19 protein-coding genes and 1 riboswitch are annotated in these 21,573 nt (G+C 72.3%); of the genes, 9 read left to right on the top strand and 10 right to left on the bottom strand.

The genetic code is table 11. From position 1 onward, the window contains the following. The first annotated feature begins 1 nt into the window (after nt 1). Entirely contained in the window at nt 2–997 is a 996-nt protein-coding gene (locus tag OHS71_RS16405) for an ABC transporter substrate-binding protein (protein ID WP_328480133.1), read from the top strand. 66 nt (nt 998–1,063) lie between these two features. Here OHS71_RS16405 and OHS71_RS16400 read toward each other — a convergent pair whose 3' ends face one another. Beyond that, nucleotides 1,064–1,582 carry a carboxymuconolactone decarboxylase family protein gene (locus tag OHS71_RS16400; RefSeq protein ID WP_328480132.1) on the bottom strand — a complete coding sequence of 173 codons (519 nt, stop codon included), beginning with the start codon at nt 1,580–1,582 and terminating at the stop codon, nt 1,064–1,066. A 47-nt stretch (nt 1,583–1,629) separates the two neighbouring features. Between OHS71_RS16400 and pdxR the strand changes: the two genes are divergently transcribed. Together pdxR and OHS71_RS16390 are read left to right on the top strand one after the other, a co-directional pair. Then, complete coding sequence (pdxR, locus tag OHS71_RS16395; protein ID WP_328480131.1) at nt 1,630–3,066, top strand: MocR-like pyridoxine biosynthesis transcription factor PdxR; 1,437 nt, start codon at nt 1,630–1,632, stop codon at nt 3,064–3,066. Between the two features lie 10 nt (nt 3,067–3,076). Next, complete coding sequence (locus OHS71_RS16390) at nt 3,077–3,562, top strand: carboxymuconolactone decarboxylase family protein (RefSeq protein ID WP_328480130.1); 486 nt, start codon at nt 3,077–3,079, stop codon at nt 3,560–3,562. Between the two features lie 122 nt (nt 3,563–3,684). Here the strand turns inward: OHS71_RS16390 and OHS71_RS16385 are convergent, their stop codons facing one another. From OHS71_RS16385 to OHS71_RS16360, 6 genes are read right to left on the bottom strand one after another with little or no spacing between them, the layout of a single operon-like run. Beyond that, nucleotides 3,685–4,488 (bottom strand): aminotransferase class IV, encoded by an 804-nt coding sequence (locus tag OHS71_RS16385; RefSeq protein WP_328480129.1) that lies wholly within the window; start codon nt 4,486–4,488, stop codon nt 3,685–3,687. Between the two features lie 10 nt (nt 4,489–4,498). Then, the gene (locus OHS71_RS16380; RefSeq protein ID WP_328480128.1) at nt 4,499–5,677 is read right to left on the bottom strand and encodes an FAD-dependent monooxygenase; all 1,179 of its coding nucleotides are present in this window, start codon (nt 5,675–5,677) and stop codon (nt 4,499–4,501) included. After that, nucleotides 5,674–7,248: a class I adenylate-forming enzyme family protein gene (locus OHS71_RS16375; RefSeq protein WP_328480127.1), complete on the bottom strand. Its 1,575-nt coding sequence runs from the start codon at nt 7,246–7,248 to the stop codon at nt 5,674–5,676. The genes OHS71_RS16380 and OHS71_RS16375 overlap by 4 nt, the downstream gene beginning before the upstream one ends. Nucleotides 7,249–7,283: 35 nt before the next feature. Then, on the bottom strand, nt 7,284–9,029 hold the full coding sequence (locus tag OHS71_RS16370; protein WP_328480126.1) for an AMP-binding protein: 1,746 nt from the start codon (nt 9,027–9,029) through the stop codon (nt 7,284–7,286). Next, nucleotides 9,026–11,536: a chorismate-binding protein gene (locus tag OHS71_RS16365; RefSeq protein WP_328480125.1), complete on the bottom strand. Its 2,511-nt coding sequence runs from the start codon at nt 11,534–11,536 to the stop codon at nt 9,026–9,028. Before OHS71_RS16365 ends, OHS71_RS16370 begins: the two co-directional genes overlap by 4 nt. A 31-nt stretch (nt 11,537–11,567) precedes the next feature. Then, nucleotides 11,568–12,146, bottom strand: coding sequence for an antibiotic biosynthesis monooxygenase (locus OHS71_RS16360; protein ID WP_328480124.1), 579 nt, complete (start codon nt 12,144–12,146; stop codon nt 11,568–11,570). A gap of 228 nt (nt 12,147–12,374) precedes the next feature. Between OHS71_RS16360 and OHS71_RS16355 the strand changes: the two genes are divergently transcribed. Continuing rightward, nucleotides 12,375–13,154 carry a DUF3050 domain-containing protein gene (locus OHS71_RS16355; RefSeq protein ID WP_328480123.1) on the top strand — a complete coding sequence of 260 codons (780 nt, stop codon included), beginning with the start codon at nt 12,375–12,377 and terminating at the stop codon, nt 13,152–13,154. On the opposite strand, the gene OHS71_RS16350 is transcribed toward OHS71_RS16355, so the two are convergent. Further along, the gene (locus OHS71_RS16350; protein WP_328484539.1) at nt 13,135–14,007 is read right to left on the bottom strand and encodes a hypothetical protein; all 873 of its coding nucleotides are present in this window, start codon (nt 14,005–14,007) and stop codon (nt 13,135–13,137) included. The two genes, OHS71_RS16355 and OHS71_RS16350, sit on opposite strands and share 20 nt — an antisense overlap. Before the next feature lie 131 nt (nt 14,008–14,138). Here OHS71_RS16350 and OHS71_RS16345 point away from each other — a divergent pair, with 131 nt between their 5' ends. From OHS71_RS16345 to OHS71_RS16325, 5 genes are all read left to right on the top strand, one after another. Continuing rightward, a complete protein-coding gene (locus tag OHS71_RS16345) occupies nt 14,139–14,507 on the top strand; it encodes a hypothetical protein (RefSeq protein ID WP_328480122.1) in 369 nt (122 codons plus the stop codon). Between the two features lie 40 nt (nt 14,508–14,547). Continuing rightward, complete coding sequence (locus tag OHS71_RS16340) at nt 14,548–15,735, top strand: glutathionylspermidine synthase family protein (protein WP_328480121.1); 1,188 nt, start codon at nt 14,548–14,550, stop codon at nt 15,733–15,735. Nucleotides 15,736–15,835: 100 nt separating this feature from the next. After that, nucleotides 15,836–15,921, top strand: a riboswitch (ZMP/ZTP riboswitch). Between the two features lie 44 nt (nt 15,922–15,965). After that, nucleotides 15,966–17,417: a glycine hydroxymethyltransferase gene (locus OHS71_RS16335; RefSeq protein ID WP_328484538.1), complete on the top strand. Its 1,452-nt coding sequence runs from the start codon at nt 15,966–15,968 to the stop codon at nt 17,415–17,417. A gap of 122 nt (nt 17,418–17,539) precedes the next feature. Continuing rightward, entirely contained in the window at nt 17,540–18,553 is a 1,014-nt protein-coding gene (gene trpS / locus OHS71_RS16330; protein ID WP_328480120.1) for a tryptophan--tRNA ligase, read from the top strand. Between the two features lie 197 nt (nt 18,554–18,750). Continuing rightward, complete coding sequence (locus OHS71_RS16325) at nt 18,751–19,329, top strand: 2'-5' RNA ligase family protein (RefSeq protein ID WP_328480119.1); 579 nt, start codon at nt 18,751–18,753, stop codon at nt 19,327–19,329. Nucleotides 19,330–19,368: 39 nt separating this feature from the next. On the opposite strand, the gene OHS71_RS16320 is transcribed toward OHS71_RS16325, so the two are convergent. Together OHS71_RS16320 and OHS71_RS16315 are read right to left on the bottom strand one after the other, a co-directional pair. Beyond that, nucleotides 19,369–20,124 carry a decaprenylphospho-beta-D-erythro-pentofuranosid-2-ulose 2-reductase gene (locus OHS71_RS16320; protein WP_328480118.1) on the bottom strand — a complete coding sequence of 252 codons (756 nt, stop codon included), beginning with the start codon at nt 20,122–20,124 and terminating at the stop codon, nt 19,369–19,371. Further along, nucleotides 20,121–21,518: an FAD-binding oxidoreductase gene (locus OHS71_RS16315; protein ID WP_328480117.1), complete on the bottom strand. Its 1,398-nt coding sequence runs from the start codon at nt 21,516–21,518 to the stop codon at nt 20,121–20,123. Before OHS71_RS16315 ends, OHS71_RS16320 begins: the two co-directional genes overlap by 4 nt. Between the last annotated feature and the right edge of the window lie 55 nt (nt 21,519–21,573).

Raw genomic sequence — 21,573 nt, 5'->3', positions numbered from 1 at the left:
CATGCGACTTCGACGGCTACGACTTCGTGACACGCGGTCTCGTACGACGGCCGTGACGGCGCTGACCGCCGGGGCGTCGGCGCTCCTGCTGCTGACCGGCTGCGGCGCCGCCGACATGACCAAGCAGGCATCGCCCTTCGCCAACGCGCAGGGCGCCAGAACCGTCACCCTCTCGGTGCAGTCCTGGGTGGGCGCACAGGCCAACGTGGCCGTCGCCCAGTACCTGCTGGAGCACAAGCTCGGCTACCGCGTCGACACCGTTCAGGTCGACGAGGTGCCCGCCTGGGACGCGCTCAGCCAGGGCCGGGTCGACGCGATCCTGGAGGACTGGGGCCACCCCGACCAGGAGCAGCGCTACGTCGACGACAAGAAGACGATCGCGCGCGGCGGCGACCTCGGCGTCACCGGACACATCGGCTGGTACGTCCCGACGTACTTCGCCAAGCAGCACCCGGACGTCACGAACTGGAAGAACCTCGACAAGTACGCCCCGCTGCTGCGTACCGCGGAGAGCGGCGGCAAGGGCCAGCTCATGGACGGCTCCCCGTCCTACGTCACCAACGACAAGGCCCTGGTGAAGAACCTGAAGCTCGACTACCAGGTCGTCTTCGCCGGTTCCGAGGCGGCCCAGATCACGCAGATGAAGCAGTTCGCCAAGGAGAAGAAGCCCTTCCTCACCTACTGGTACGCCCCGCAGTGGCTGTTCGAGAAGGTTCCGATGACCGAGGTGAAGCTGCCCGCCTACAAGGAGGGCTGCGACGCCGACCCGGACAAGGTCGCCTGCGCCTACCCGCACACCCCGTTGCAGAAGTACCTCAACGCCGACTTCGCGAAGGACGGCGGCAGGGCGGCCGCCTTCCTGAAGAAGTTCAGGTGGACCCTCGAGGACCAGAACGAGGTGGCCCTGATGATCGCGGACCAGAAGCTCACTCCGGAGCAGGCCGCGAAGAAGTGGGTGGACGGCCACGCCTCGACATGGAAGGCGTGGCTGTCCTGAACACGCCCGCGCCGGCGTGGGTCGCCTCACGCCGGCGCGGGCCCGTCCCCCTCCGTGCCACGGTGATCAGGCGTGCTGCCCCGGCCGGTAGTGCCCCGGCACGAGCCGGCAGGCCACGCCGAACCGGTTCCAGGCGTTGATGACCGTGATCGTGGCGATCAGCTGCGCCAGCTGGGCCTCCCCGAAGTGCTTCGCGGCCCGCCCGTACACCTCGTCGGACACGAAGCCTTCCGTGAGGACGGTCACCGCCTCCGTCAGCGCGAGCGCCGCCAGTTCCCTCTCCGTGTAGAAGTGCTCCGACTCGTCCCACGCGCTGAGCTGGACGATCCGCTCGACGCTCTCGCCCGCCGCGAGTGCGTCCTTGCTGTGCATGTCGACGCAGAGCGCGCAGCGGTTCACCTGCGAGGCGCGGATCTTCACCAGCTCGACCAGCTTCGGGTCGAGGCCCTTGCGGGCCGCGGCGTCGAGCCTGCGCATCGCGGAGAACACCTCGGGGGCGTGCGCGGACCAGTTCAGCCGGGGAGTGTGCTCGGGGGCGTACCGCACCTGTTCGTCGGTGGTCGTGGGATGTGCGTGCGTCGTCATGACCTCGACCTTAGGAGCGGGGCAGCCCAGGAGTATGGTCCATTTCCATGGCGAGATCATGGGCCACTCTCGGTGTCGACCTGCATCTGGAACCGACCGGGCCGCGGCTGCGCCGAGGGCTGACCGATGCCCTGCGGGAGGCCGTCCGCGGCGGCCGGCTGCCCTCCGGGACCCGGCTCCCCTCCTCGCGTTCCCTCGCCGCCGACCTGGGCATCGCCCGCAACACGGTCGCCGACGCCTACGCCGACCTCGTCGCCGAGGGCTGGCTCACCGCCCGCCAGGGCTCGGGCACCAGGGTGGCCGAGGGCCGGGTCAGCCCGCCGCCGGGTGCGGGGCCCCGCCGCCCCGCACCCCGCAGGCCCGCCCACGACCTGCGCCCCGGCACCCCCGACCTCGCGTCCTTCCCGCGCGCCGAGTGGCTCAGGGCGGCCCGCCGCGCCCTCACGGACGCCCCCTCCGACGCCTTCGGCTACGGCGACCCCCGCGGCCGTGCCGAACTGCGCACCGCCCTCGCCGGCTACCTCGCCCGCGCCCGCGGGGTGCGCGCCGACCCCGGGAACCTCGTGATCTGCGGAGGGTTCGCGCACGGCCTGAAGCTGCTCAGCACCGTCCTGAGAGCGCGCGGGACGCGCACGATCGCCGTCGAGTCGTACGGCCTGGACGAGCACTGGAGGCTGCTGGCGGCGGCGGGCCTGCGCACGGTCCCGCTGCCCTTCGACGCACTCGGCACCGATCCGGGCGAGTGGAAGGGCGCCGGCGCGGTACTGCTCACCCCCGCCCACCAGTTCCCGATGGGAGCCGCCCTGCATCCCGACCGCCGGACGGCCGTCGTGAACCGGGCGCGGCACACCGGCGGCCTCGTCCTGGAGGACGACTACGACGGCGAGTTCCGCTACGACCGCCAGCCCGTCGGCGCTCTCCAGGGCCTGGACCCGGACCATGTGGTGTACCTGGGCACCGCCAGCAAGTCCCTGGCCCCCGGCCTGCGGCTGGGCTGGATGGTGCTGCCGCCGGGCGTGGCGGAGGAGGTGACGGCGGCCAAGGGCGGGGTGGACACGGCCGGGGTCCTGGACCAGCTGACGCTGGCGGAGTTCATCACGTCGGGCGCGTACGACCGCCACGTCCGGGCCGCCCGTCTGCGCTACCGCCGGCGCCGTGACGCGCTGGTCGCGGCCCTCGCCGCCCGCGCCCCCGCGATCCGCGTCACCGGCATCGCGGCGGGACTGCACGCCGTCCTGCGGCTCCCGCCGGGCACGGAGGAGCAGGCGGTCCGGGCGGCGGCCGGGCAGGACCTGGCGGTCGACGGCCTCGTGCCCCGTTACCGCCACCCGGACGCGGTCACCGAGCCTCTCGACGCCCTGGTCGTCGGGTACGGAACCCCGCCGGACCACGCCTGGTCCGGCGCGCTGGACGCGTTGTGCCGGGCACTTCCATTCGGTGAGAACGGCTCCGGAATTACTTTTCCCCGACAGGACATCGGATAGAGTCGCCCTCATGACGAACAACAATTCCGTGTCCCGTGTGGCGCTCAAGAAGATAACCCCCGATGTTTCCGCCGCGATGGGCTCCCTGCACGGCGTCGCCGTTTCCGCGGCGCAGGACGCCAAGGTCGACCCCGAGATCCTGGAACTGATCAGGATCCGCGCCTCACAGCTCAACGGCTGCGCGTTCTGCCTCGACATGCACACCAAGGACGCCCGCGCCCAGGGCGAGACCGAGCAGCGTATCTACGCGCTGAACGCCTGGCGCGAGACCCCCTTCTTCAACGAACGGGAGCGCGCCGCACTGGCGTTGACCGAAGCGGTGACCCTGGTGCACGACGGCCAGGTCCCGGACGCGGTGTACGCCGAGGCCGCAGGTGTCTTCGACGAGGCGCAGGTGGCGGCGCTGATCTGGGCGGCCACGGTCATCAACGCGTACAACCGGATCGCGATCGCGACCCGTATGGTGCCCGGGGCCTATCAGGCCGCCAAGAAGTAAGAGCGCCGATGCCGACCGATATCGGCGAAGAGCGCAGCGGAATACGGGCATCGGCGATTATCCGCCGATGCCCGTCGCGTTATGGGATATCTTTACGGGCCCGCTGTGTTCTGCGCGTTTTTCTAGATATCCGGAAGCGGCTCCGACAATCCGTCCAGCCACTTCCGCCATTCCCCCGCCCGCGGCGCCGGACCGGCTGTCATCGGATCCCCGGTCCAGCCCGTCACCGGCCGGATCCCGTGCAGCGCGTTCACCAGCCACACCTCACGGCCGGCCAGCCCGGCCACGGTGCGTTCGCGGTGCGCGGTCCGGATCCCGGACCGAGCGGCACGTTCGCGAACCAGTGCGACGGTCACTCCGGGCAGCACGGGCAGCCGGGGCGGCGGCAGGCACAGGGTGTCCCGCTCCCACCACAGCACGCTCGCGGTGGCCGACTCCAGCACCACCCCGGACGGGCCGACCAGCACCCCCTCCTGAGCTCCCTCTTCGACCGCCCGCCCCCGCACCCGGGCCAGGACGTCCAGGTCCGGGCCCTTGCGGCGGGGCGCCGTCCGCCGGTCCGGCTGGCCGACCGACCAGAGCCGCACCTCCGTGCCGAGCGGCGGGGCCGGCCGCAGCCGCAACCTCAACTCCAGGGAATCCGCCGTGAGTTCGACTCGGGGAAACCACTCGCCCGTGCGCGGCAACGCGGCGGTCACGTCCTGCCAGAACTCGACCAGCCGACGCGGCCCCGGGCCGCCGCACTCCGCGCAGGCCCGCAGGAACCGCTCACGGTGCCTGCGGTACCCGCGCACCCGGCCCTCGCGGACCAGCCACGAGTCCGCGACCAGCAGCGGCCCGTCCGCCACGGGTCCCGGACCGGCGGTCAGCCCACGACCGGGCGTCCATGTCGACAACCCCTCGGCGACGGTCGCTCGTGCACCCACTCGGTCCTCCTCAGTACTTCCCGCCCGCCACCGCCGGAGCCCCGGCCCGGGGCCCGTACGGCGCGTGCTCCAGCCACGAGCCGCACGACGGCAGCACGGGCGCGAGGGCGGCCGCCGCCCGCTGTTTCAGCCGTACGGCCCGCCGCCGTGGCCGCAGATGCTCCAGGGCGACTCCCGCGGCCTCGCTGTTGAACAGCCCCGCCGCCCGGCGTACGTCCGCGAACGCCGCCACCGCCTGCGGCGTCCCGGCCGCCACGGCCTGTGCGGCGGCCGCCGCGTCGGCGATCCCGCTGTTCATGCCGCGCGCGCCGAACGGCGGGAACAGATGCGCCGCCTCACCGACGAGCAGCACCCGCCCGTGCGGATCGGTGAAGGAGGCCGCGACCTTGCGAAGGAAGCGGTACGTCGACACCCACAGGATCCGGTCGGCGTACCCGTCGCCCACGACCCCGGGCAGCCACTCCCGCACGGCGTCCTCGGTGCCGTAGGCCGCCTCCGCGTCGTCGTCGCGGCACTGGAGGTCCACCTGGAAGCCCCCGGTGAACGGCACCCGCATCACGCTGCGGCCCCCGACGCCCGGATGCTCGTAGTGGAAGACCCGCTCCAGCGGCAGTTCGGCCCCCGGCAGGTCCGCCACGTCGACGACGACGTGGAAGCCCTCGCCTCGCACGCCCTCCATGGGGATGCCCAGCCCGCCCCGGACGGCCGAGCGGGCGCCGTCGGCGGCGACCACGTACGGGGCGCTCCACTCCCGCCCGTCCGCGGCGGCCAGCGAGACACCCGTGCCGCAGGAGCGGACGCCCGCGATCCGCGCGTCCCAGACGAACTCCACCCCCGCCCGCTTGCACGCGACACGCAGGAAGCGCTCCGTGTCCAGCTGGCGCAGGCTGGTGAACGGCGGCAGCCCGGACGGGGGCGGGAAGGTGCGCGAGTACACCTCGCGGCCCCGGTAGAGGGTGCGCCGGGTGTGCCAGGTCCGGCCGTACGCCGTGATCTCGGCGGCCAGCCCCGGAGCCATCGCGTCGAGCAGCCGCAGGCTCTCCCGGTGCACGAACAGCGCCCGGCTGCCCGGCCGTTCACGGTCCTCGGGATCCGCCTCCAGGAGCACGACCGGCAGCCCGTGCCCGCGCAGCGCCAGCGCGGCCGACAGACCCACCGGGCCCGCTCCCACCACGATCACCGGGTTCACGCGCGCACGCTCTCTCGCGTCCGCGTCAGCATGCGGGTGATCTCCACCCGCTTCACCTTCCACGTCGCCGTCATCGGCAGCTCCTCGAACCGCCACTGGCGCGGCTCCGCCATCGCCGGCAGGTCGGCGGTCGCCGCCCGCCAGCGCTCGGGGTCCAGCGGCTGCTCGCCCCGCACGCACACCACCGGCACGGGCTCGCGGTCCGCGCCGGCCACGATGACGACCTCCCGGAGTTCCTCCAGCCGCTCCATCAGCGCGTCCTCGACCGCCAGACTGCTGTGCACGGCGTCGATCTGATCCACCTCACGGTCGATCAGATGCAGGGCGCCGAACCGGCTCATGTATCCCATGTCGCCCATCTGCCACCAGCCGCCGTCGAGTTGCCGCTCGTACTGTGCCCGGGCGCCGAGGTAGGTGAGGATGCGCCCCCGGGTGCGTGCCTCGATCCGGCCGGGCGTCCCGGGTGCGACCCGCCTGCCGTCGGGGTCCGCGATCCGGACCCGGGTGAAACCGGGGATCCCGATCCCCACCCGGCGCCCGTCCGCCCGTTCCACGCTGCGCCGCGTGAACCACTGGAACGCGACGGGCCCGGTCTCGCTCTGCCCGTACAGCTGGATCAGCCAGGGCGCCCGCCGCCGCGACGCGCCCAGCAGCCTGCGGACGGTGCGCGGATGGATCGCGTCGAACGTGGAGCCGTACGACTTCACCCGGGACAGCGGGGCGCCGGGCGCGTCGGCCAGCTCCTCCCACAGCACGAAGGTGTTGGGGTGCGTCTCGACGATGCCGGGACGATGGCGGGCCAGCAGCGGTCCCACGGTAGCCGGGTCGGGATCGGTGATCAGCACCAGCGGGCTGCCGAAGTGCAGCAGGACGCCGAGCAGGTGGTAGAAGCGCGAGTGCACGAACGACATGTGCAGCGCGGCGGTCTCGCCCCGGGTGGGCCAGCCCATCGCCTTCTGCGGTACGAGGCGGTTCCACATCGTGTTCGGGCAGTGCACGGCCAGCTTGGGTATGCCGGTGGTGCCCGAGCTGTGGGTGATCAGGGCGGGCTCGCGCGGGTGCAGCCGTACGGGCGCGGGGAGCTCGGCGCCCGCGTACTGCTCCAGGGACTCGGCGCCGGGCGCGTCGTCGACGCAGAGCACCCGCCGCACCTGTGACGCGATGCCGGCGTCCTTCAGCGGGCCGTCCAGCTTGGCCCGGTCCGTGATCAGCCAGGGCTCTCGCAGCCGTTCGAGCAGCTGCCCGACGACCGGGCCGGCCAGCCCGGGGGACAGGAGCACCGGGACCGCGCCCAGACGGGAGACCGCGCAGGTCAGCAGGACGATGTCGACGTTGTCCGTCTTGTGTACGACCACCTGCTCCGAGGGCCGCACCCCGGCAGCCCACAGCCGGCCCGACAGATCCTCGACCACGTCGGCCAGGATCTTGTAGTCGAGGCCGACGCCGAGGGCCGGGTGGGTGTCCAGCGGCCGGTCCAGGGTGACGAAGACGGCCCCGTGCCGGTCGGCCGCCCGCCGGAACAACGGACCCAGGTAGAACCCGCGGTCGGCGAGCGGGGATTGCTGCGACATGTGGCTGTTCCTCTCGGACGGGGGCCCGGACACGGTCACCACGCGCCCTGGCGGACCAGGTGGCGGCGGAGCTTGCCGGTGGAGGTGCGGGGCAGTGACACGACGAAGCTGACGCTCCGCGGCACCTTGAACGCGGCGAGCCGTTCCCGTGCGAGGACGAGGAGATCGGCTTCCAGCCGGACCAGGCCGGCGGGGTCTGCGGGACCGGAGGGGCTCTCGGTGCCGGTGGAGGGGTTCGTGGAACCGGTGGGGGCGGCGGGTTTCTGCGAGCCTCCGGCACCGGTGGAGCCGGAGGGGTCCGGCAGGCCGGGTGTTCCGGGCGGGTCCGCCCGGGGAGACCTCCGGGCGGCGGGGACGACGAAGGCGCGCAGACGGGTGCGGCCCCGGTTGTCCGGGACCGCTGCCACGGCGACCTCCCGCACCGCCGGATGGGTGCGCAGGACGGCCTCCACCTCCAGCGGGGAGACGGTGATCCCGCCGACCATCTCCATGTCGTCGGTGCGGCCCAGGTGCCGGTAGGCGCCGTCCGGTTCGCGGCGCGCCCGGTCGTGGGTGGCCAGCCAGCCGCCGACCAGCGTGCGCCGTGTCTCCTCGGGCCGGTTCAGATAGCCGGGCGTCACCGTCGGCCCGCGGACCCACAGCTCCCCCTCCGCACCATCGGTCACGGGCCGCCCGGCAGGGTCGCGCAGCTCCACCTCGAACCCCGGTACGGGACGGCCGACGGTGCCCGGGTGGTCGTGGCCGAGACTGTTGGCGCAGAAGGCGTGCCCGGCCTCGGTGGAACCGATCTGCTCCAGCACGGGCGCGCCGAGCAGCTCGGTGATCTGTCCGCCGAGCCCGTCCGGCAGCCCCTCGCCGGCCGACACCGCGGCGCGCACCGAGGCGAAACAGGCCGCGTGGCCGCTGCCCCGGTCGGCGACGAGCGCCGCGTACGCGGACGGCACGGAGTAGAGCAGGCTCACGCGGTGCCGGGCGACGAGTTCGTCGACGGCGGCGGGGGTCGGACGCCGGTCCACCAGCACGGCGCTGGAGCCGGAGAAGAGCGGGAAGACGAAGGCGTTGCCGAAGCCGTAGGCGAAGTACAGCTTCGACACCGACAGGGTGACGTCCTCCTCGGTGATCCCGAGCAGTCGCCGGCCGATGAGATCGTGGTACGTCTTCGGGTCTCCGTGCGTGTGCACGACCCCCTTCGGGCGGCCCGTCGTGCCGGAGGTGTACTGCACGTACAGCGGCGTGTGCGCGTCCACCGGGCGGGCGGCGGCCGGCTCGGCGGCGGGAGCGAGCGCGAGCAACTGGTCGGCGCCGAGGCGGGGCCGGCCGGCGAAGCGGTCCTCGAGACCCGGCCCGGTCACACACAGCACGGCGTCGGTGTCCTCGGCCATGAACGCGTGCTCGGGCGCGGGCAGTTCGGGATTGACCAGGACGGCCACGGCCCCGAGCCGGGCGACGGCCAGGAAGGCCGTCACCCAGGCGATCCCGTCGGGCAGCGCCAGCAGCACCCGGTCCCCGCCCCGTACCCCGTGATCCGCGAGCACACCGGCGGCCCGCGCCCCGAGCGCGTGCACCTCACCGTGGGTCCACACCTGGTGCCCCTGATGGAAGGCGGCCCGCCCGCCCCACCCGCGGCGCTCGACGAGGTCGGCGAGCTGGGCGGCGAGATTCCCGGGCACGGCGGCCTCGTCGCGGCCCTCACCCACCGGCTGCGAAGTCGCAGTCGCAGCCGCAGTCGTGGTTGCCTTCGCCGTGCTCGGCGAGGCCGTCGTGGACCCTACGGCCGTCATCGGGTGGCCCCCTTCACGCTCGCCGGACGGACGGCGGACTCGGTGAGACCGCCCGTGCCGCCGGCGCCGCCCGGGACACCGGGGTGCGCCGCGGGTGTCCGGCTGCCGGTCGGCGCGGCGGGCTGCCGCCGTGCCGCCCGGCCCGTGCCCCGTGCCTGCGGACCGGGGTCGCCGGTCGCACCCCCGGACCGCAGCCCCGCGCCCACCCGGGTCTCGGCCGGCTCCGTCCCCCGCTCCCCGGGCGCCCGGGACCGTGCGGCGGTGTGCTCCCGCAGGGCCCGCATCTGCGCGGCCGTCTTCAGCAGCATCTCGTCGTACTCCGCCACCGGATCGGAGTCGAGCACGATCGCGCCGCCGGCCCCCATCCGCAGGAGACCGTCGGCCAGGACGGCGGTGCGGATGACGATGTTGAGGTCCGCGCCGCCACTGCACCCCAGATAACCGAGGGCGCCCGCGTACACGCCACGCGCCTCGGTCTCCAGCCCGTCGATGATCTCCAGGGTGCGCTGCTTGGGCGCTCCGGTCATCGACCCGCCGGGGAAGCAGGCGCGTACGCAGTCCACCGCGTCGGTGTCCTCGCGCAGCCGGCCCTCGACGGTGGAGACGAGCTGGTGCACGGTGGCGTACGTCTCGGTGGCCATGAGCCGGGAGACCCGCACGGTCCCGGTCCGGCAGACCCGTCCCAGGTCGTTGCGGAGCAGGTCGACGATCATCAGGTTCTCGGCGCGGGTCTTGGCGTCCGCCGCCAGCGCGTCCCTGAGGCGCGCGTCCTCCAGCGGACCGGCACCGCGCGGGGCGGTTCCCTTGATCGGTTTGGCCTCGGCGACGCCGTCCCGGGTGATCCGCAGGAACCGCTCGGGGGAGGAGCCGACCACGTCGAGGTCGCCGAACCGCAGGAAGGCGGCGTACGGCGCGGGGTTGACGCGGCGCAGCGCCCGGTAGAAGCCGTACGCGTCGTCCGGAGCGGGTAACGTCGCCGCGTTGGTCAGGCAGATCTCGTAACTGGTGCCCGCGGCGAGCTCACGCCGGCAGGCGGCGATGTCCGCGAGGTAGGTCGCCCGGTCCCGTACCAGCCAAGGCTCGACAGCATCGGCACCGCTGACACCCTCGGGCCCCGGACCACCGGCCCCGGCCCCGTCCGCCCCGCGGCCCTGCTCGCCGCCGTCGGCCTGACCCGCGCCGCGTGCCGTCCCGTCAGGCCCGTAGATTCCATCGGCCCTGTCGGCCCCGGCGGCCCCGTCCCTCGTGGCCCGCGCGAGCCGGCTCCGGTCGGGTTCGGTGGGCAGGGAGGTGAGCCGGGCCAGCGTGTTCTCGAGCCAGTCGGCGGCTTCGAGAGTCGCCTGTGGGGTGTCCTCCGCCAGGCAGACCGCGTAGGTGAAGCCCTTCTCGTGGTCCACCGCGATCAACCGGTCGGCGAACAGCCAGCAGGCGTCCGGGGTGGTGGCGCGGTGCTGGTTGGGGGAGCCGCAGTCGGCCTTCATCTCGTAGCCGAAGTAGCCGACGTAGCCGCCGGTGAAGTCGAAGGGCAGCCCGGTGGCGTCGACCCGGCGGTTCGCGAGCTGCCGCTTCAGGTAGTCGAAGACGCTCGCCCGGACCTTGCGCGGCGGCCGCCCCGTCCGCTCGATCTCGCAGTGCCCGGCCTCGACGTCGTACCGGACGAACTCGGCGAGCGGACCGCTGTCGTCGCCGAGGAACGAGAAGCGGGAGAGCCCCCGCTCCACCCGGGAGCTGTCCAGCCAGAACGCCCGAGGGGAGTCGGCGTACAGCCGCGTGAAGGCGGCCTCCGCGTCGATGGCCCCGGCGAGGCGGCGCGTGTGCAGCCGGTAGGCGGGACCGTCGGCCCGGCGCGGGCGGGGGATCACCGTGGAGTTCGGCATCGCCGCCGCGGCCGGTGTGACCGCCGTGTTCTTCGAGCGGTGTTTGCGGGCCCGTTCGGCCGTGAGGTTCCGGAAGTTCACGAGCATCCGGTGGCCGTACTCGGTGAGCACCGACTCCGGGTGGAACTGCACTCCCCACAGGGGCCGTTCGCGGTGCCGCAGTCCCATCAGGACACCGTCCTCGGCCCAGGCGGTCGCCTCCAGCGTGGCGGGCAGCGGCTCGCGGACGGACAGCGAGTGATAGCGCACCGCGGTGAAGTTCTGCGGCAGCCCGCGGAACAGGTCCCGTTCGTCGTGCCGGACGGTCGACAGGTGTCCGTGCCGGGGTTCCGGGGCGGACGCCACCCGGCCGCCCTCGCCGTGGGCGATGCCCTGGTGGCCGAGGCAGACACCGAGGACCGGCACCTCGGACCGGGCGAGCACTCTGGCGCTGATGCCGAAGTCCCGGGTCTTCGCCGGGTGCCCGGGCCCCGGCGACACCACGACGTTGTCGAAGGCCGCGAGGTCGGGCACGGCGTCCGCCGGGGCGTCGTTGAGGATCACCACCGGCTCCTCGCCATTGACCTCGGCGATCAGCTGGAACAGGTTGTACGTGTACGAGTCGTGATTGTCGATGAGCAGGGTCTTCACCCGCCCACCTCCCTAGGGTCGTTCTCGGGTTCTACGCGGTCCGTCGTTTATGCCGTCCGCGAAGCGCCTGGAGCGGTGGATACAGCCATTTCTTGAAGAAACGCTGAAGGCGGGGCATGAGAATCCATGTGACGAGGGCCGTCACGCAAAGGCAGAGCAGTAGTGTGCGAACGATCGGATTGAGGCCGCCGAGGTAGGGAAGCGCGATCAGATTGAAAAGGAGCACCGGTGGGAAGACCGCGCTCATATTCACGAACCAAAGCTTCCATTTCGACGGCGGGGCCGGCGTCTTCGGTGCGGCGGTCTGGGAGTCGAACCAGACCTTGGAGCCCCGCACGCTTCTGCGGTCCGTCTGCCGGGCGATGCCCAGCACCCGGGCGTCCCAGTCCACCCGGGTGGTCGAATCCTCCCAGGCCCGGGCCGCGTTCTCGGTGGCGAAGCGATAAACCACATGCCACTCCGCCTCTCCGTCGACAAGAACACCACCCCCCAGGAAGCCGGGCTGCCGGGCGCCGGCGCCCAGCATGGCCCACCCCCAGGAGTGAAAGTCGGCCTCGCGGCCCGGCACCACGCGATATGCCGCGGTGACGGTGACGGGATTACTGGTCACACCGTCGAGTACGCACGGGAGAGCAAGCGCGTTCACAGGTTCTTCAAACTCTTACAACTGTCTCCTGTTGTCCGGAACGCGGCTTTTAATGACTTTTTCCTGAGTCTTGACGTCTTCGGTCGAGCGATACTGACGGTAACTTCTCCGGGATTCCTGGAAGCGCTTGCCGGTGGATCGGGAGAAGTGCACGATCGAGCTCCCGAATCGCTCCCCGACCCAAGGAGAAACATGTCCAGGTACGACTGGAACATGACCCACGAGGGAATTGAAAGGGCCCGATCCGCGATTGGACAGGCCCGTAAGGAAGTCACCTCGCATCCGATTTACCAGCGGATAAGCACCCGGGAGGACATGGCGACGTTCATGGCGCACCACGTGTTCGCGGTCTGGGACTTCATGTCCCTGCTGAAGTCGCTCCAGCGCGACCTCACCTGCGTCGACGTCCCCTGGGTCCCGCGCGGCTCGGAGGTGAGCCGGAGGCTCATCAACGACATCGTGCTGGTCGAGGAGAGCGACGAGCTGAACAGCGGCTTCACCAGCCACTTCGAGCTGTACCGCGCGGGCATGGACGAGGCGGGCGCCGCCACGGCCCGGATCGACACCTTCGTCGAGCTGATCGGCGAGGGCCACGACGTGCCGTCGGCGCTCCGGGTGGCCCAGGTCCCCGCCCCCGCGGCCGAGTTCGTGCGCACCACCTTCGGCATCATCGCCGACCGGCCCCTGCACTGCCGGGCCGCCGCCTTCGCCTTCTCCCGGGAGGACCTCATCCCGGACATGTTCGGCCAGGTGATCAAGAAGGAGGGCACCGACCGGTTCCCCCTGTTCTGCGACTACCTGGCCCGTCACATCGAGGTCGACGGTGAGGAGCACACCCCCATGGCCATGCAGATGGTGGCCGACCTGTGCGGTGAGGACGACACCCGCTGGCAGGAGGCCGTCGAGACGGCGACCCTGGCGCTGGAGGCGCGCAGCCGCCTGTGGGACGGCATCACGGCGGCGATGGCCTGACGGGCGGCTCCGGCGCGCGCTGCGGCTCCGAAGCGTCCGCCGGTTCGGGCGCCTCCCCGAACCGGGCCAGGGCCAGTGCCCCCGCCACGGCGACGGCGAAGCCCAGCACGGCAAGCCAGGCGAACCCCTCCCGGGTTCGGTCCCCCAGCCACAGCACGCCGACCAGCGCCGGCCCGATCGTCTCGCCGATCACCATCCCGGCCGTGGCCGTGGTCACCGACCCCCGCTGGAGCGCGGAGGTCAGCAGCAGGAACGCGGCGCCACCCCCCAGCACGAGCGCGTACACCGCCGGGTCGGTGAGCAGCTCCGAGGGGGCGAGCGAGTCGATCAACCGCACCGTCACCTCCACCACCCCGAACCCGAAACCTGCCCCGAGGCCCAGCACCAGCGCCCGCCCCCGCCCGGCCAGTCTGTTCCCGGCAGGCCACAGCAGCAGCACCCCGCCCGCCGCGCCGAGCATCACCCACGGCAACGCCGGCGGCCCGCTCTCCTCGCCCTCCGTGCCCGCCGCCAGCCCCAGCATCGCCAGCCCCGCGCACACCACCCCGACCGCCGCCCACTCGGTCCGGCTCAGCCGTACCCGGAGCAGCCGCGCCGCGACCACCGCCGTCACCGCCAGGCTGGAGGCCAGCGCCGCCCCCACCGCGTAGATCGGCACCGACCGCAGGGCGGCGATCTGGAACAGGAACCCCAGCCCGTCCAGCCCGAGCCCCGCCAGGTAGCGCCACTGCCGGACCGCCCGCAGCAGCAGCGCCGCGTCACCACCGCCGCCGTCGGACGCGGCACGCGCCGCCACCGCCTGCAACACCGTCGCCGTACCGAAGCAGACCGCCGCACCCAGGGCGCACACCATTCCGAAGAGCACGCAAGGACTGTAGGGGAACGGCTCCTGGACGGGCCGCCTCCGGCCGCTCCCGGCACGGTGTCTAGGCTGACGGACGGTGATCGCCATAGGGGCGATCAGGAGAACGGGGAGACGGGAACATGGCGGACGCGCGTCGCAGACTACGCTCGGGCACGGTGGTACTCGGCGGCATGGGAGTGCTCGCGGCGGCCCTGACCGCCTGCTCCTCCGACCCCGACAAGCGCTGCGTCGACCGCGACAGCTACAACCGCGCCAAGGGGTACAAGGTCGTCGCCGACAAGAACTGCAAGTCCGGCAAGTCCTCGTCGAACGGCGTCTGGTACTACGGCGGCAGCAAGTCGGGCTCCTGGGTCGACGGCGGCTCCCTCACCAAGTCGGGCAAGGGCTCCGGCGGTTCCAGCGGCAGCACCGGAGGCGGCGGGGTCGACCGCGGCGGCTTCGGCGGCGACAGCGACGGCGGCAGCCACAAGGGCGGTTCCGGCGGCTGAACGACGGACGACCGAGCGGCCGAACAGGACACCTGCACCCATGCGACGTCACACCGTCGAACCCCGCCCCGACTGGCAGCGGACCGTCGAGGAACAAGGCCTCGTCTACCCCCTCACCCGCCACCCCGACGGCCGGTTGCGCCCCTACTGGGACGAGAGCGCGTACTACGCCTTCACCCTCGACGAGGTCGAGGTGCTGGAGGAGACCGTCGAGGAACTGCACGCCATGTGTCTGGCGGCGGCCGCCCACCTCGTCGAGTCCGACCGCCTCGCCGACCTCGGCATCACCGACCCGCGGATCGCCGCAGCGGTCTCGGAGGCCTGGCGCCGGCGCGCCGAACTCCCGTCGGTGTACGGCCGGTTCGACCTCCGCTACGACGGCACCGGCCCGGCGAAACTCTTGGAGTACAACGCCGACACCCCCACCTCGCTGGTGGAGGCCGCCTCCCCCCAGTGGTTCTGGATGGAGGACCGCTTCCCCGGCGCCGACCAGTGGAACTCCCTCCACGAACGCCTGGTCGCGGCCTGGCGGAAGCAGTCCGCCCTGCTGCCGCCCGGCAGCCCGCTCTACTTCGCGCACTCCTCCGAGGACGAGCTGGGCGAGGACCTCATGACGGTCGCCTACCTCAAGGAGACGGCCGAACAGGCCGGCCTGGACACCGACTGGATCTCCATGGAGGAGATCGGCTGGGACCCGATGTCCGGCCGCTTCGTCGACCGCCGGCTCCGCTTCATCCGCAGCTGCTTCAAGCTCTACCCGTGGGAGTGGCTGACCACCGACCGGTTCGCCGGCCATGTCCTGGACGGCCTCGACAACGGCGGGGGCACCGGCACGACGATGTGGATCGAACCGGCCTGGAAGATGCTCCTCAGCAACAAGGCCCTGCTGGCCGTGCTCTGGGAGCTGTACCCCGGACACCCCAACCTCCTCGCCGCCTACCTCGACGGCCCCCGCGAGCTGGCGGACACCACCGGCTACGTCGCCAAGCCGCTGCTGGGCCGCGAGGGCGCAGGCGTCACCCTGCACGAACCGGGCGCGGCGCCCGTCCCGCGCACCGACGAGCCCTGCTGCTACCAGGAGTTGGCGCCCCTTCCCGCGTTCGACGGCAACCATGTCGTCCTCGGCGCGTGGATGGTGCAGGACGAGTCGGCCGGCCTCGGCATCCGCGAGTCCTCCGGTCTGATCACGGACGAGTACGCCCGCTTCCTGCCCCACGTGATCCTCTGAACCGTTCCGGCAGCCCTCTGCGGGCCCGTCCCGCGCGGGTCCGGCGTCGCTCGCATGGTGGACGCCGGACCTCGCGCCCGGGACCTGCCCGGTAGGCTGGCGGGCGGGCCGTGACTGGCGCGCTGGGATGGGACGGACCATCGGGGAGCGGCCTGTGAGTGAGTGCCGTGCGCCTGGGCCAGACCGAGACCGTGACCGCTCGCACGCCACGCCATCCGGAGGCCGACGACATGTCCGACCAGCAGCCCCTGTCCACCGAGTCCACCGCCTTCCGCGCCGCGCTCGACGTGATCCGCGCCGTCGAGCCGCGCGTCGCCGACGCCATCGGCCAGGAGGTCCACGACCAGCGCGAGATGCTCAAGCTGATCGCCTCGGAGAACTACGCCTCCCCGGCGACCCTCCTCGCGATGGGCAACTGGTTCAGCGACAAGTACGCCGAGGGCACCGTCGGCCGCCGCTTCTACGCCGGCTGCCGCAACGTGGACACCGTCGAGTCGCTGGCCGCCGAGCACGCCCGTGAGCTGTTCGGCGCCCGGCACGCCTACGTCCAGCCGCACTCCGGCATCGACGCCAACCTCGTCGCCTTCTGGTCCGTCCTCGCCGACCGTGTGGAGGTCCCGGCCCTCGCCAAGGCGGGCGTCCGCCAGGTCAACGACCTCTCCGACGCCGACTGGGCCGAGCTGCGCCAGGCCTTCGGCAACCAGCGCATGCTCGGCATGTCCCTGGACGCCGGCGGCCACCTCACCCACGGCTTCCGCCCGAACATCTCCGGCAAGATGTTCGATCAGCGCTCCTACGGCACCGACCCGGCCACGGGCCTGATCGACTACGAGGCGCTGCGCGCGTCGGCCCGTGACTTCAAGCCGCTGATCATCGTGGCCGGCTACTCGGCGTACCCCCGGCTGGTGAACTTCCGGATCATGCGCGAGATCGCCGACGAGGTCGGCGCGACCCTGATGGTCGACATGGCCCACTTCGCGGGACTGGTCGCGGGCAAGGTCCTGACCAACGACTTCGACCCGGTTCCGCACGCACAGATCGTCACCACCACCACCCACAAGTCCCTGCGCGGCCCGCGCGGCGGCATGGTCCTGTGCGACGACTCCCTCAAGGACCAGGTCGACCGCGGCTGCCCGATGGTCCTCGGCGGCCCGCTCCCGCACGTCATGGCGGCGAAGGCCGTGGCCCTCGCCGAGGCCCGGCAGCCGTCCTTCCAGGACTACGCCCAGCGCATCGTCGACAACTCCCGCGCGCTGGCCGAGGGCCTGATGCGGCGCGGCGCGACCCTGGTCACCGGGGGCACGGACAACCACCTGAACCTGATCGACGTCGCCTCCTCCTACGGTCTCACCGGCCGGCAGGCCGAGGCGGCCCTGCTCGACTCGGGCATCGTCACCAACCGCAACGCCATCCCCGCCGACCCGAACGGCGCCTGGTACACCTCCGGCATCCGCATCGGCACGCCGGCGCTGACCACCCGGGGTCTGGGCACGGCCGAGATGGACGAGGTGGCGGCCCTGATCGACCGGGTCCTGACCACGACGGAGCAGGGCACGACCAAGTCGGGCGCCCCGAGCAAGGCGTCCCACGTGCTGGACGCGAAGGTGGCCGACGAGATTTCCCGGCGGGCGACCGACCTGGTCGCGGGCTTCCCGCTGTACCCGGAGATCGACCTCGGCTGAGGTTCTCCCAGGAGCGCGGGGCCGCGGCCGTGTGCGGCTCCGCCGCGGGCGCGGACGGACCCACCGGCGCGCGGTCCGCCGTGCACCGGGACCACCCCCGCGCCTCTGCGAGAATAGGGCGCATGGCGAATGACCGACCCCGTGTGCTTTCCGGAATCCAGCCCACCGCAGGCTCGTTCCACCTCGGCAACTACCTGGGCGCCGTCCGCCAGTGGGTCGCCCTCCAGGAGAGCCACGACGCGTTCTACATGGTCGTCGACCTGCACGCGATCACGGTCCCGCAGGACCCGAAGGAGCTCGGCGCGAACACGCGGCTGGCCGCCGCCCAGCTCCTCGCGGCCGGTCTCGACCCGGACCGCTGCACGCTCTTCGTCCAGAGCCATGTGCCCGAGCACGCCCAGCTCGCCTGGGTCATGAACTGCCTCACCGGTTTCGGCGAGGCCAGCCGGATGACGCAGTTCAAGGACAAGTCCGCCAGGCAGGGCGCCGACCGCGCCTCCGTGGGCCTGTTCACGTACCCGATCCTCCAGGTCGCGGACATCCTGCTGTACCAGGCCGACGAGGTGCCGGTCGGCGAGGACCAGCGCCAGCACATCGAGCTCACCCGTGACCTCGCGGAGCGCTTCAACGGCCGCTTCGGCAACACCTTCACGATCCCGAAGCCGTACATCCCCCGGGAGACGGCGAAGATCTACGACCTCCAGGACCCGTCGGTCAAGATGAGCAAGTCGGCGTCCACGCCGAAGGGCCTCATCAACCTGCTCGACGAGCCGAAGGCCACCGCCAAGAAGGTCCGCAGCGCGGTCACGGACACCGACACGGTGATCCGCTACGACCCCGCGAACAAGCCCGGCGTGAGCAACCTGCTGAGCATCTACTCGACGCTGACCGGCACGAGCGTCCCGGAGCTGGAGCGCAGTTACGAGGGCAAGCTCTACGGCGCGCTCAAGACCGACCTCGCCGACGTCGTCGTCGACTTCGTGACGCCCTTCCGGGACCGCACCCAGCAGTACCTGGACGACCCCGAGACGCTCGACTCGATCCTGGCCAAGGGCGCCGAGAAGGCGCGTGCCGTCGCCGCGGAGACGCTGTCGCGGACGTACGAGCGCGTGGGCTTCCTGCCAGCGAAGCACTGACCGGCGCCCGCAAGGATGCAGGACGGCGCCCGGAGGCATTCGGGGCGCACCGCACACCTGTTCCCGCGGCAGAGCGCTGCACATCACTTTCCCTGCGCCTGCCCGAAGCACAGCTGTGGCCGTACAGTCGATAGCCGTACGACTGAGTACGAACCAGGCAACGCACCCCGCCATGACGACATGACGAAGGAGAAGACGTGGGGACCGTAACGATCGGTGTGTCGATCGCGGTCCCGGAGCCTCACGGCAGCCTGCTCCAGGAGCGGCGCGCGGGCTTCGGCGACGCCGCGGCTCACGGGATCCCCACGCACGTCACGCTGCTGCCGCCGACCGAGGTCGAGCCGGGCGCGCTGCCGGCCGTCGAGGCGCATCTCAGCGCGGTCGCCGCGGCGGGCCGCCCCTTCCCGATGAGGCTGTCCGGCACCGGGACGTTCCGGCCCATGTCGCCGGTGGTCTATGTGCGGGTCGTCCAGGGCGCCGAGACCTGCGCCTGGCTCCAGCAGCGGATCCGGGCCGCCTCCGGCCCGCTGACCCGCGAGCTCCAGTTCCCCTACCACCCGCACGTCACCGTCGCGCACGGTATCGACGAGGCGGCGATGGACCGGGCCCTCGACGAACTGGCTCACTACGAGGCCGAGTGGTCCTGCACCGGTTTCGCCCTTGCCGAGCAGGGCGCAGACGGCGTCTGGCGCAAACTGCGCGACTACGCCTTCGGCGGCGCGGTCGTCCCTCCGCAGGCCGCCCGCGTCGACCGGGGTTCCCTGCCGACGCGGTAGGCCCTCTCCGCCGCGCCCGGGACCTGTCCCCGGACCGTCCTAGACCGGCAGCCGCCGGAACAGCCCGCGCGGGGTGTGCCGCAGCGCCGACATCACCACGCGCAGCACCCCTGGCACCCACACCGTCTCCGAGCGGCGCCGCAGCCCCAGCTCGACGGCCGTGGCGACCGCCTCGGGGGTGGTGGCCAGCGGCGCTTCCTCCAGTCCCGCCGTCATCTTCGTCCGGACGAATCCGGGGCGTACGACCATGACATGGACGCCGGTGCCGTGCAGCGCGTCGCCCAGGCCCTGGGCGAAGGCGTCGAGGCCCGCCTTGCTGGAGCCGTAGACGAAGTTCGAGCGGCGGGCCCGCTCACCGGCCACGGAGGAGAGAACGACGAGGGAGCCGTGGCCCTGGGTCTGGAGGGCGCGGGCGCCGACCAGACCCGCCGACACCGCCCCCGTGTAGTTGGTCTGCGCGACGCGCACCGCGGCCGACGGGTGGCGCTCGTCGTTCGCCTGGTCGCCGAGGACCCCGAAGGCCAGCAGCACCATATCGACGTCGCCCTCGGCGAAGACCTCGCCGAGGACCGCCTCGTGGGAATCGGGGTCGAGCGCGTCGAAGGGGACGGTGCGCACGTCCGCCCCGAGGGCGCGCAGCTCGGCGGCCGACGACTCCAGGGCGGGCGACGGCCGCCCTGCCAGCCACACCGTGCGGGTGCGGCGGGCGATCAGGCGGCGCGCCGTGGCCAGCGCGATCTCGGACGTACCGCCGAGGACGAGCAGGGACTGCGGGAGACCGAAGGCGTCCTTCATGGTGACTCCTGGAAGTTGAGCCGGCGGGCGAGGTCCGACACGAACACCCCGCGCGGGTCGAGCTCCGCGCGCAGCGCCCGGAAGTCGTCGAGGCGCGGATACATCGCGGAGAGCAGCTCGGGGCGCAGCCGGGAGTCCTTGGCGAGGTAGACGCGGCCGCCCGCGGTGACCACCTCCTCGTCCAGTTCGTCGAGGAAGGCGCCGAGGCCGGGCAGCCCGGCCGGGATGTCCAGGGCGAGGGTCCAGCCCGGGCGCGGGAAGGAGAGCCAGCCGGGGTCGGCGTCCCCGAACCGTTTGAGGACGGCCAGGAACGACGGGCAGCGGCGGGCGGAGATACGCCCCACGATCCGGCGCAGCGTGTCCTCCTGCCCGTACCCGACGACGAACTGGTACTGCACGAAGCCGTCGCGGCCGTAGACGCGGTTCCAGTGCGGGACGCCGTCGAGCGGGTGGAAGAAGGCGGAGAGGCTCTGGAGTTCGCCGGTACGCGCGCGTGGCGCCCTGCGGTACCAGAGTTCGTTGAACAGCCCGACGGTCGTGCGGGTGAGCAGGCCGCTCGGCAGGAGAGCGGGGGCGGACGGGAGCCGGGACGGGCGGAACGCGAGCGGGTCCCGGCGCGCGCGGGCGGGCAGCGCGGCCGGCGGCGCATGGTCGCCGCGGGTCAGGACCGCGCGTCCGGTGGCCGCCCCGCGCGCGAGGAGGTCGATCCAGGCGACCGAGTAGCGGTAGCGGTGGTCGCCGGCCGTCAGCCGGGCCATCAGGTCGTCGAGGTCGGCGGCCCGCTCGGTGTCGACCGACATCAGGGACGTCCCGACCGGCTGGAGGCGGATCCTGGCCGTCAGGACGACGCCGGTCAGGCCCATGCCGCCGGCGGTCGCGTCGAAGAGGTCGGTGCCCTGCTCCACCGTGCGGATCGTGCCGTCCGCCGTGAGCAGTTCGAAGGACAGCACATGGCGGGTGAAGGACCCGGACACATGATGGTTCTTGCCATGGATGTCCGCGCCGATCGCCCCGCCCACGGTCACGTACCGGGTGCCTGGGGTCACGGGCACGAACCAGCCGAGCGGCAGCAGGACCTCCATCAGCCGGTGCAGGGAGACGCCCGCGTCGCACAGGACACCGCCGTCGCCGGCGTCGATGACATGGATCCGGTCCAGACCGGTCAGGTCGATCACCGACCCGCCGGCGTTCTGTGCCGCGTCCCCGTACGCCCGCCCCAGGCCCCTGGGGATGCCTCCGCGGGCCCCGCAGTCCCGGACCGCCGCGACGGCCTGCGCGTAGGTCCGGGGGCGGACCAGACGCGCGGCGGACGGAGCGGTGCGACCCCATCCCGTGACGGAGACGATCTCGGAGGCGGTCTCGGAAACGGTTCCACGGGCGGTCTCGGCAGACATGGGGGTGACCGTATCGCCCCTATAGGGGCGATTAATTTTGAAACATTCATTGGTG

The organism is Streptomyces sp. NBC_00377, from assembly GCF_036075115.1.
Lineage (GTDB): Bacteria > Actinomycetota > Actinomycetes > Streptomycetales > Streptomycetaceae > Streptomyces.
The sequence above is the reverse complement of the archived record's forward strand: the minus strand, read 5'-3'. Positions and strand labels throughout refer to the sequence as shown.

Excerpts from the sequence above, each read along its gene's own strand:
- OHS71_RS16350 (WP_328484539.1), bottom strand. The coding sequence starts at position 14,007 with ATGGTGTGCGCCCTGGGTGCGGCGGTCTGCTTCGGTACGGCGACGGTG.
- OHS71_RS16320 (WP_328480118.1), bottom strand. The coding sequence starts at position 20,124 with ATGAAGGACGCCTTCGGTCTCCCGCAGTCCCTGCTCGTCCTCGGCGGT.
- OHS71_RS16345 (WP_328480122.1), top strand. The coding sequence starts at position 14,139 with ATGGCGGACGCGCGTCGCAGACTACGCTCGGGCACGGTGGTACTCGGC.
- OHS71_RS16405 (WP_328480133.1), top strand. The coding sequence starts at position 2 with ATGCGACTTCGACGGCTACGACTTCGTGACACGCGGTCTCGTACGACG.
- OHS71_RS16315 (WP_328480117.1), bottom strand. The coding sequence starts at position 21,518 with ATGTCTGCCGAGACCGCCCGTGGAACCGTTTCCGAGACCGCCTCCGAG.
- OHS71_RS16390 (WP_328480130.1), top strand. The coding sequence starts at position 3,077 with ATGACGAACAACAATTCCGTGTCCCGTGTGGCGCTCAAGAAGATAACC.
- pdxR (WP_328480131.1), top strand. The coding sequence starts at position 1,630 with ATGGCGAGATCATGGGCCACTCTCGGTGTCGACCTGCATCTGGAACCG.
- trpS (WP_328480120.1), top strand. The coding sequence starts at position 17,540 with ATGGCGAATGACCGACCCCGTGTGCTTTCCGGAATCCAGCCCACCGCA.
- OHS71_RS16355 (WP_328480123.1), top strand. The coding sequence starts at position 12,375 with ATGTCCAGGTACGACTGGAACATGACCCACGAGGGAATTGAAAGGGCC.
- OHS71_RS16340 (WP_328480121.1), top strand. The coding sequence starts at position 14,548 with ATGCGACGTCACACCGTCGAACCCCGCCCCGACTGGCAGCGGACCGTC.
- OHS71_RS16400 (WP_328480132.1), bottom strand. The coding sequence starts at position 1,582 with ATGACGACGCACGCACATCCCACGACCACCGACGAACAGGTGCGGTAC.
- OHS71_RS16335 (WP_328484538.1), top strand. The coding sequence starts at position 15,966 with ATGTCCGACCAGCAGCCCCTGTCCACCGAGTCCACCGCCTTCCGCGCC.
- OHS71_RS16375 (WP_328480127.1), bottom strand. The coding sequence starts at position 7,248 with ATGTCGCAGCAATCCCCGCTCGCCGACCGCGGGTTCTACCTGGGTCCG.
- OHS71_RS16370 (WP_328480126.1), bottom strand. The coding sequence starts at position 9,029 with ATGACGGCCGTAGGGTCCACGACGGCCTCGCCGAGCACGGCGAAGGCA.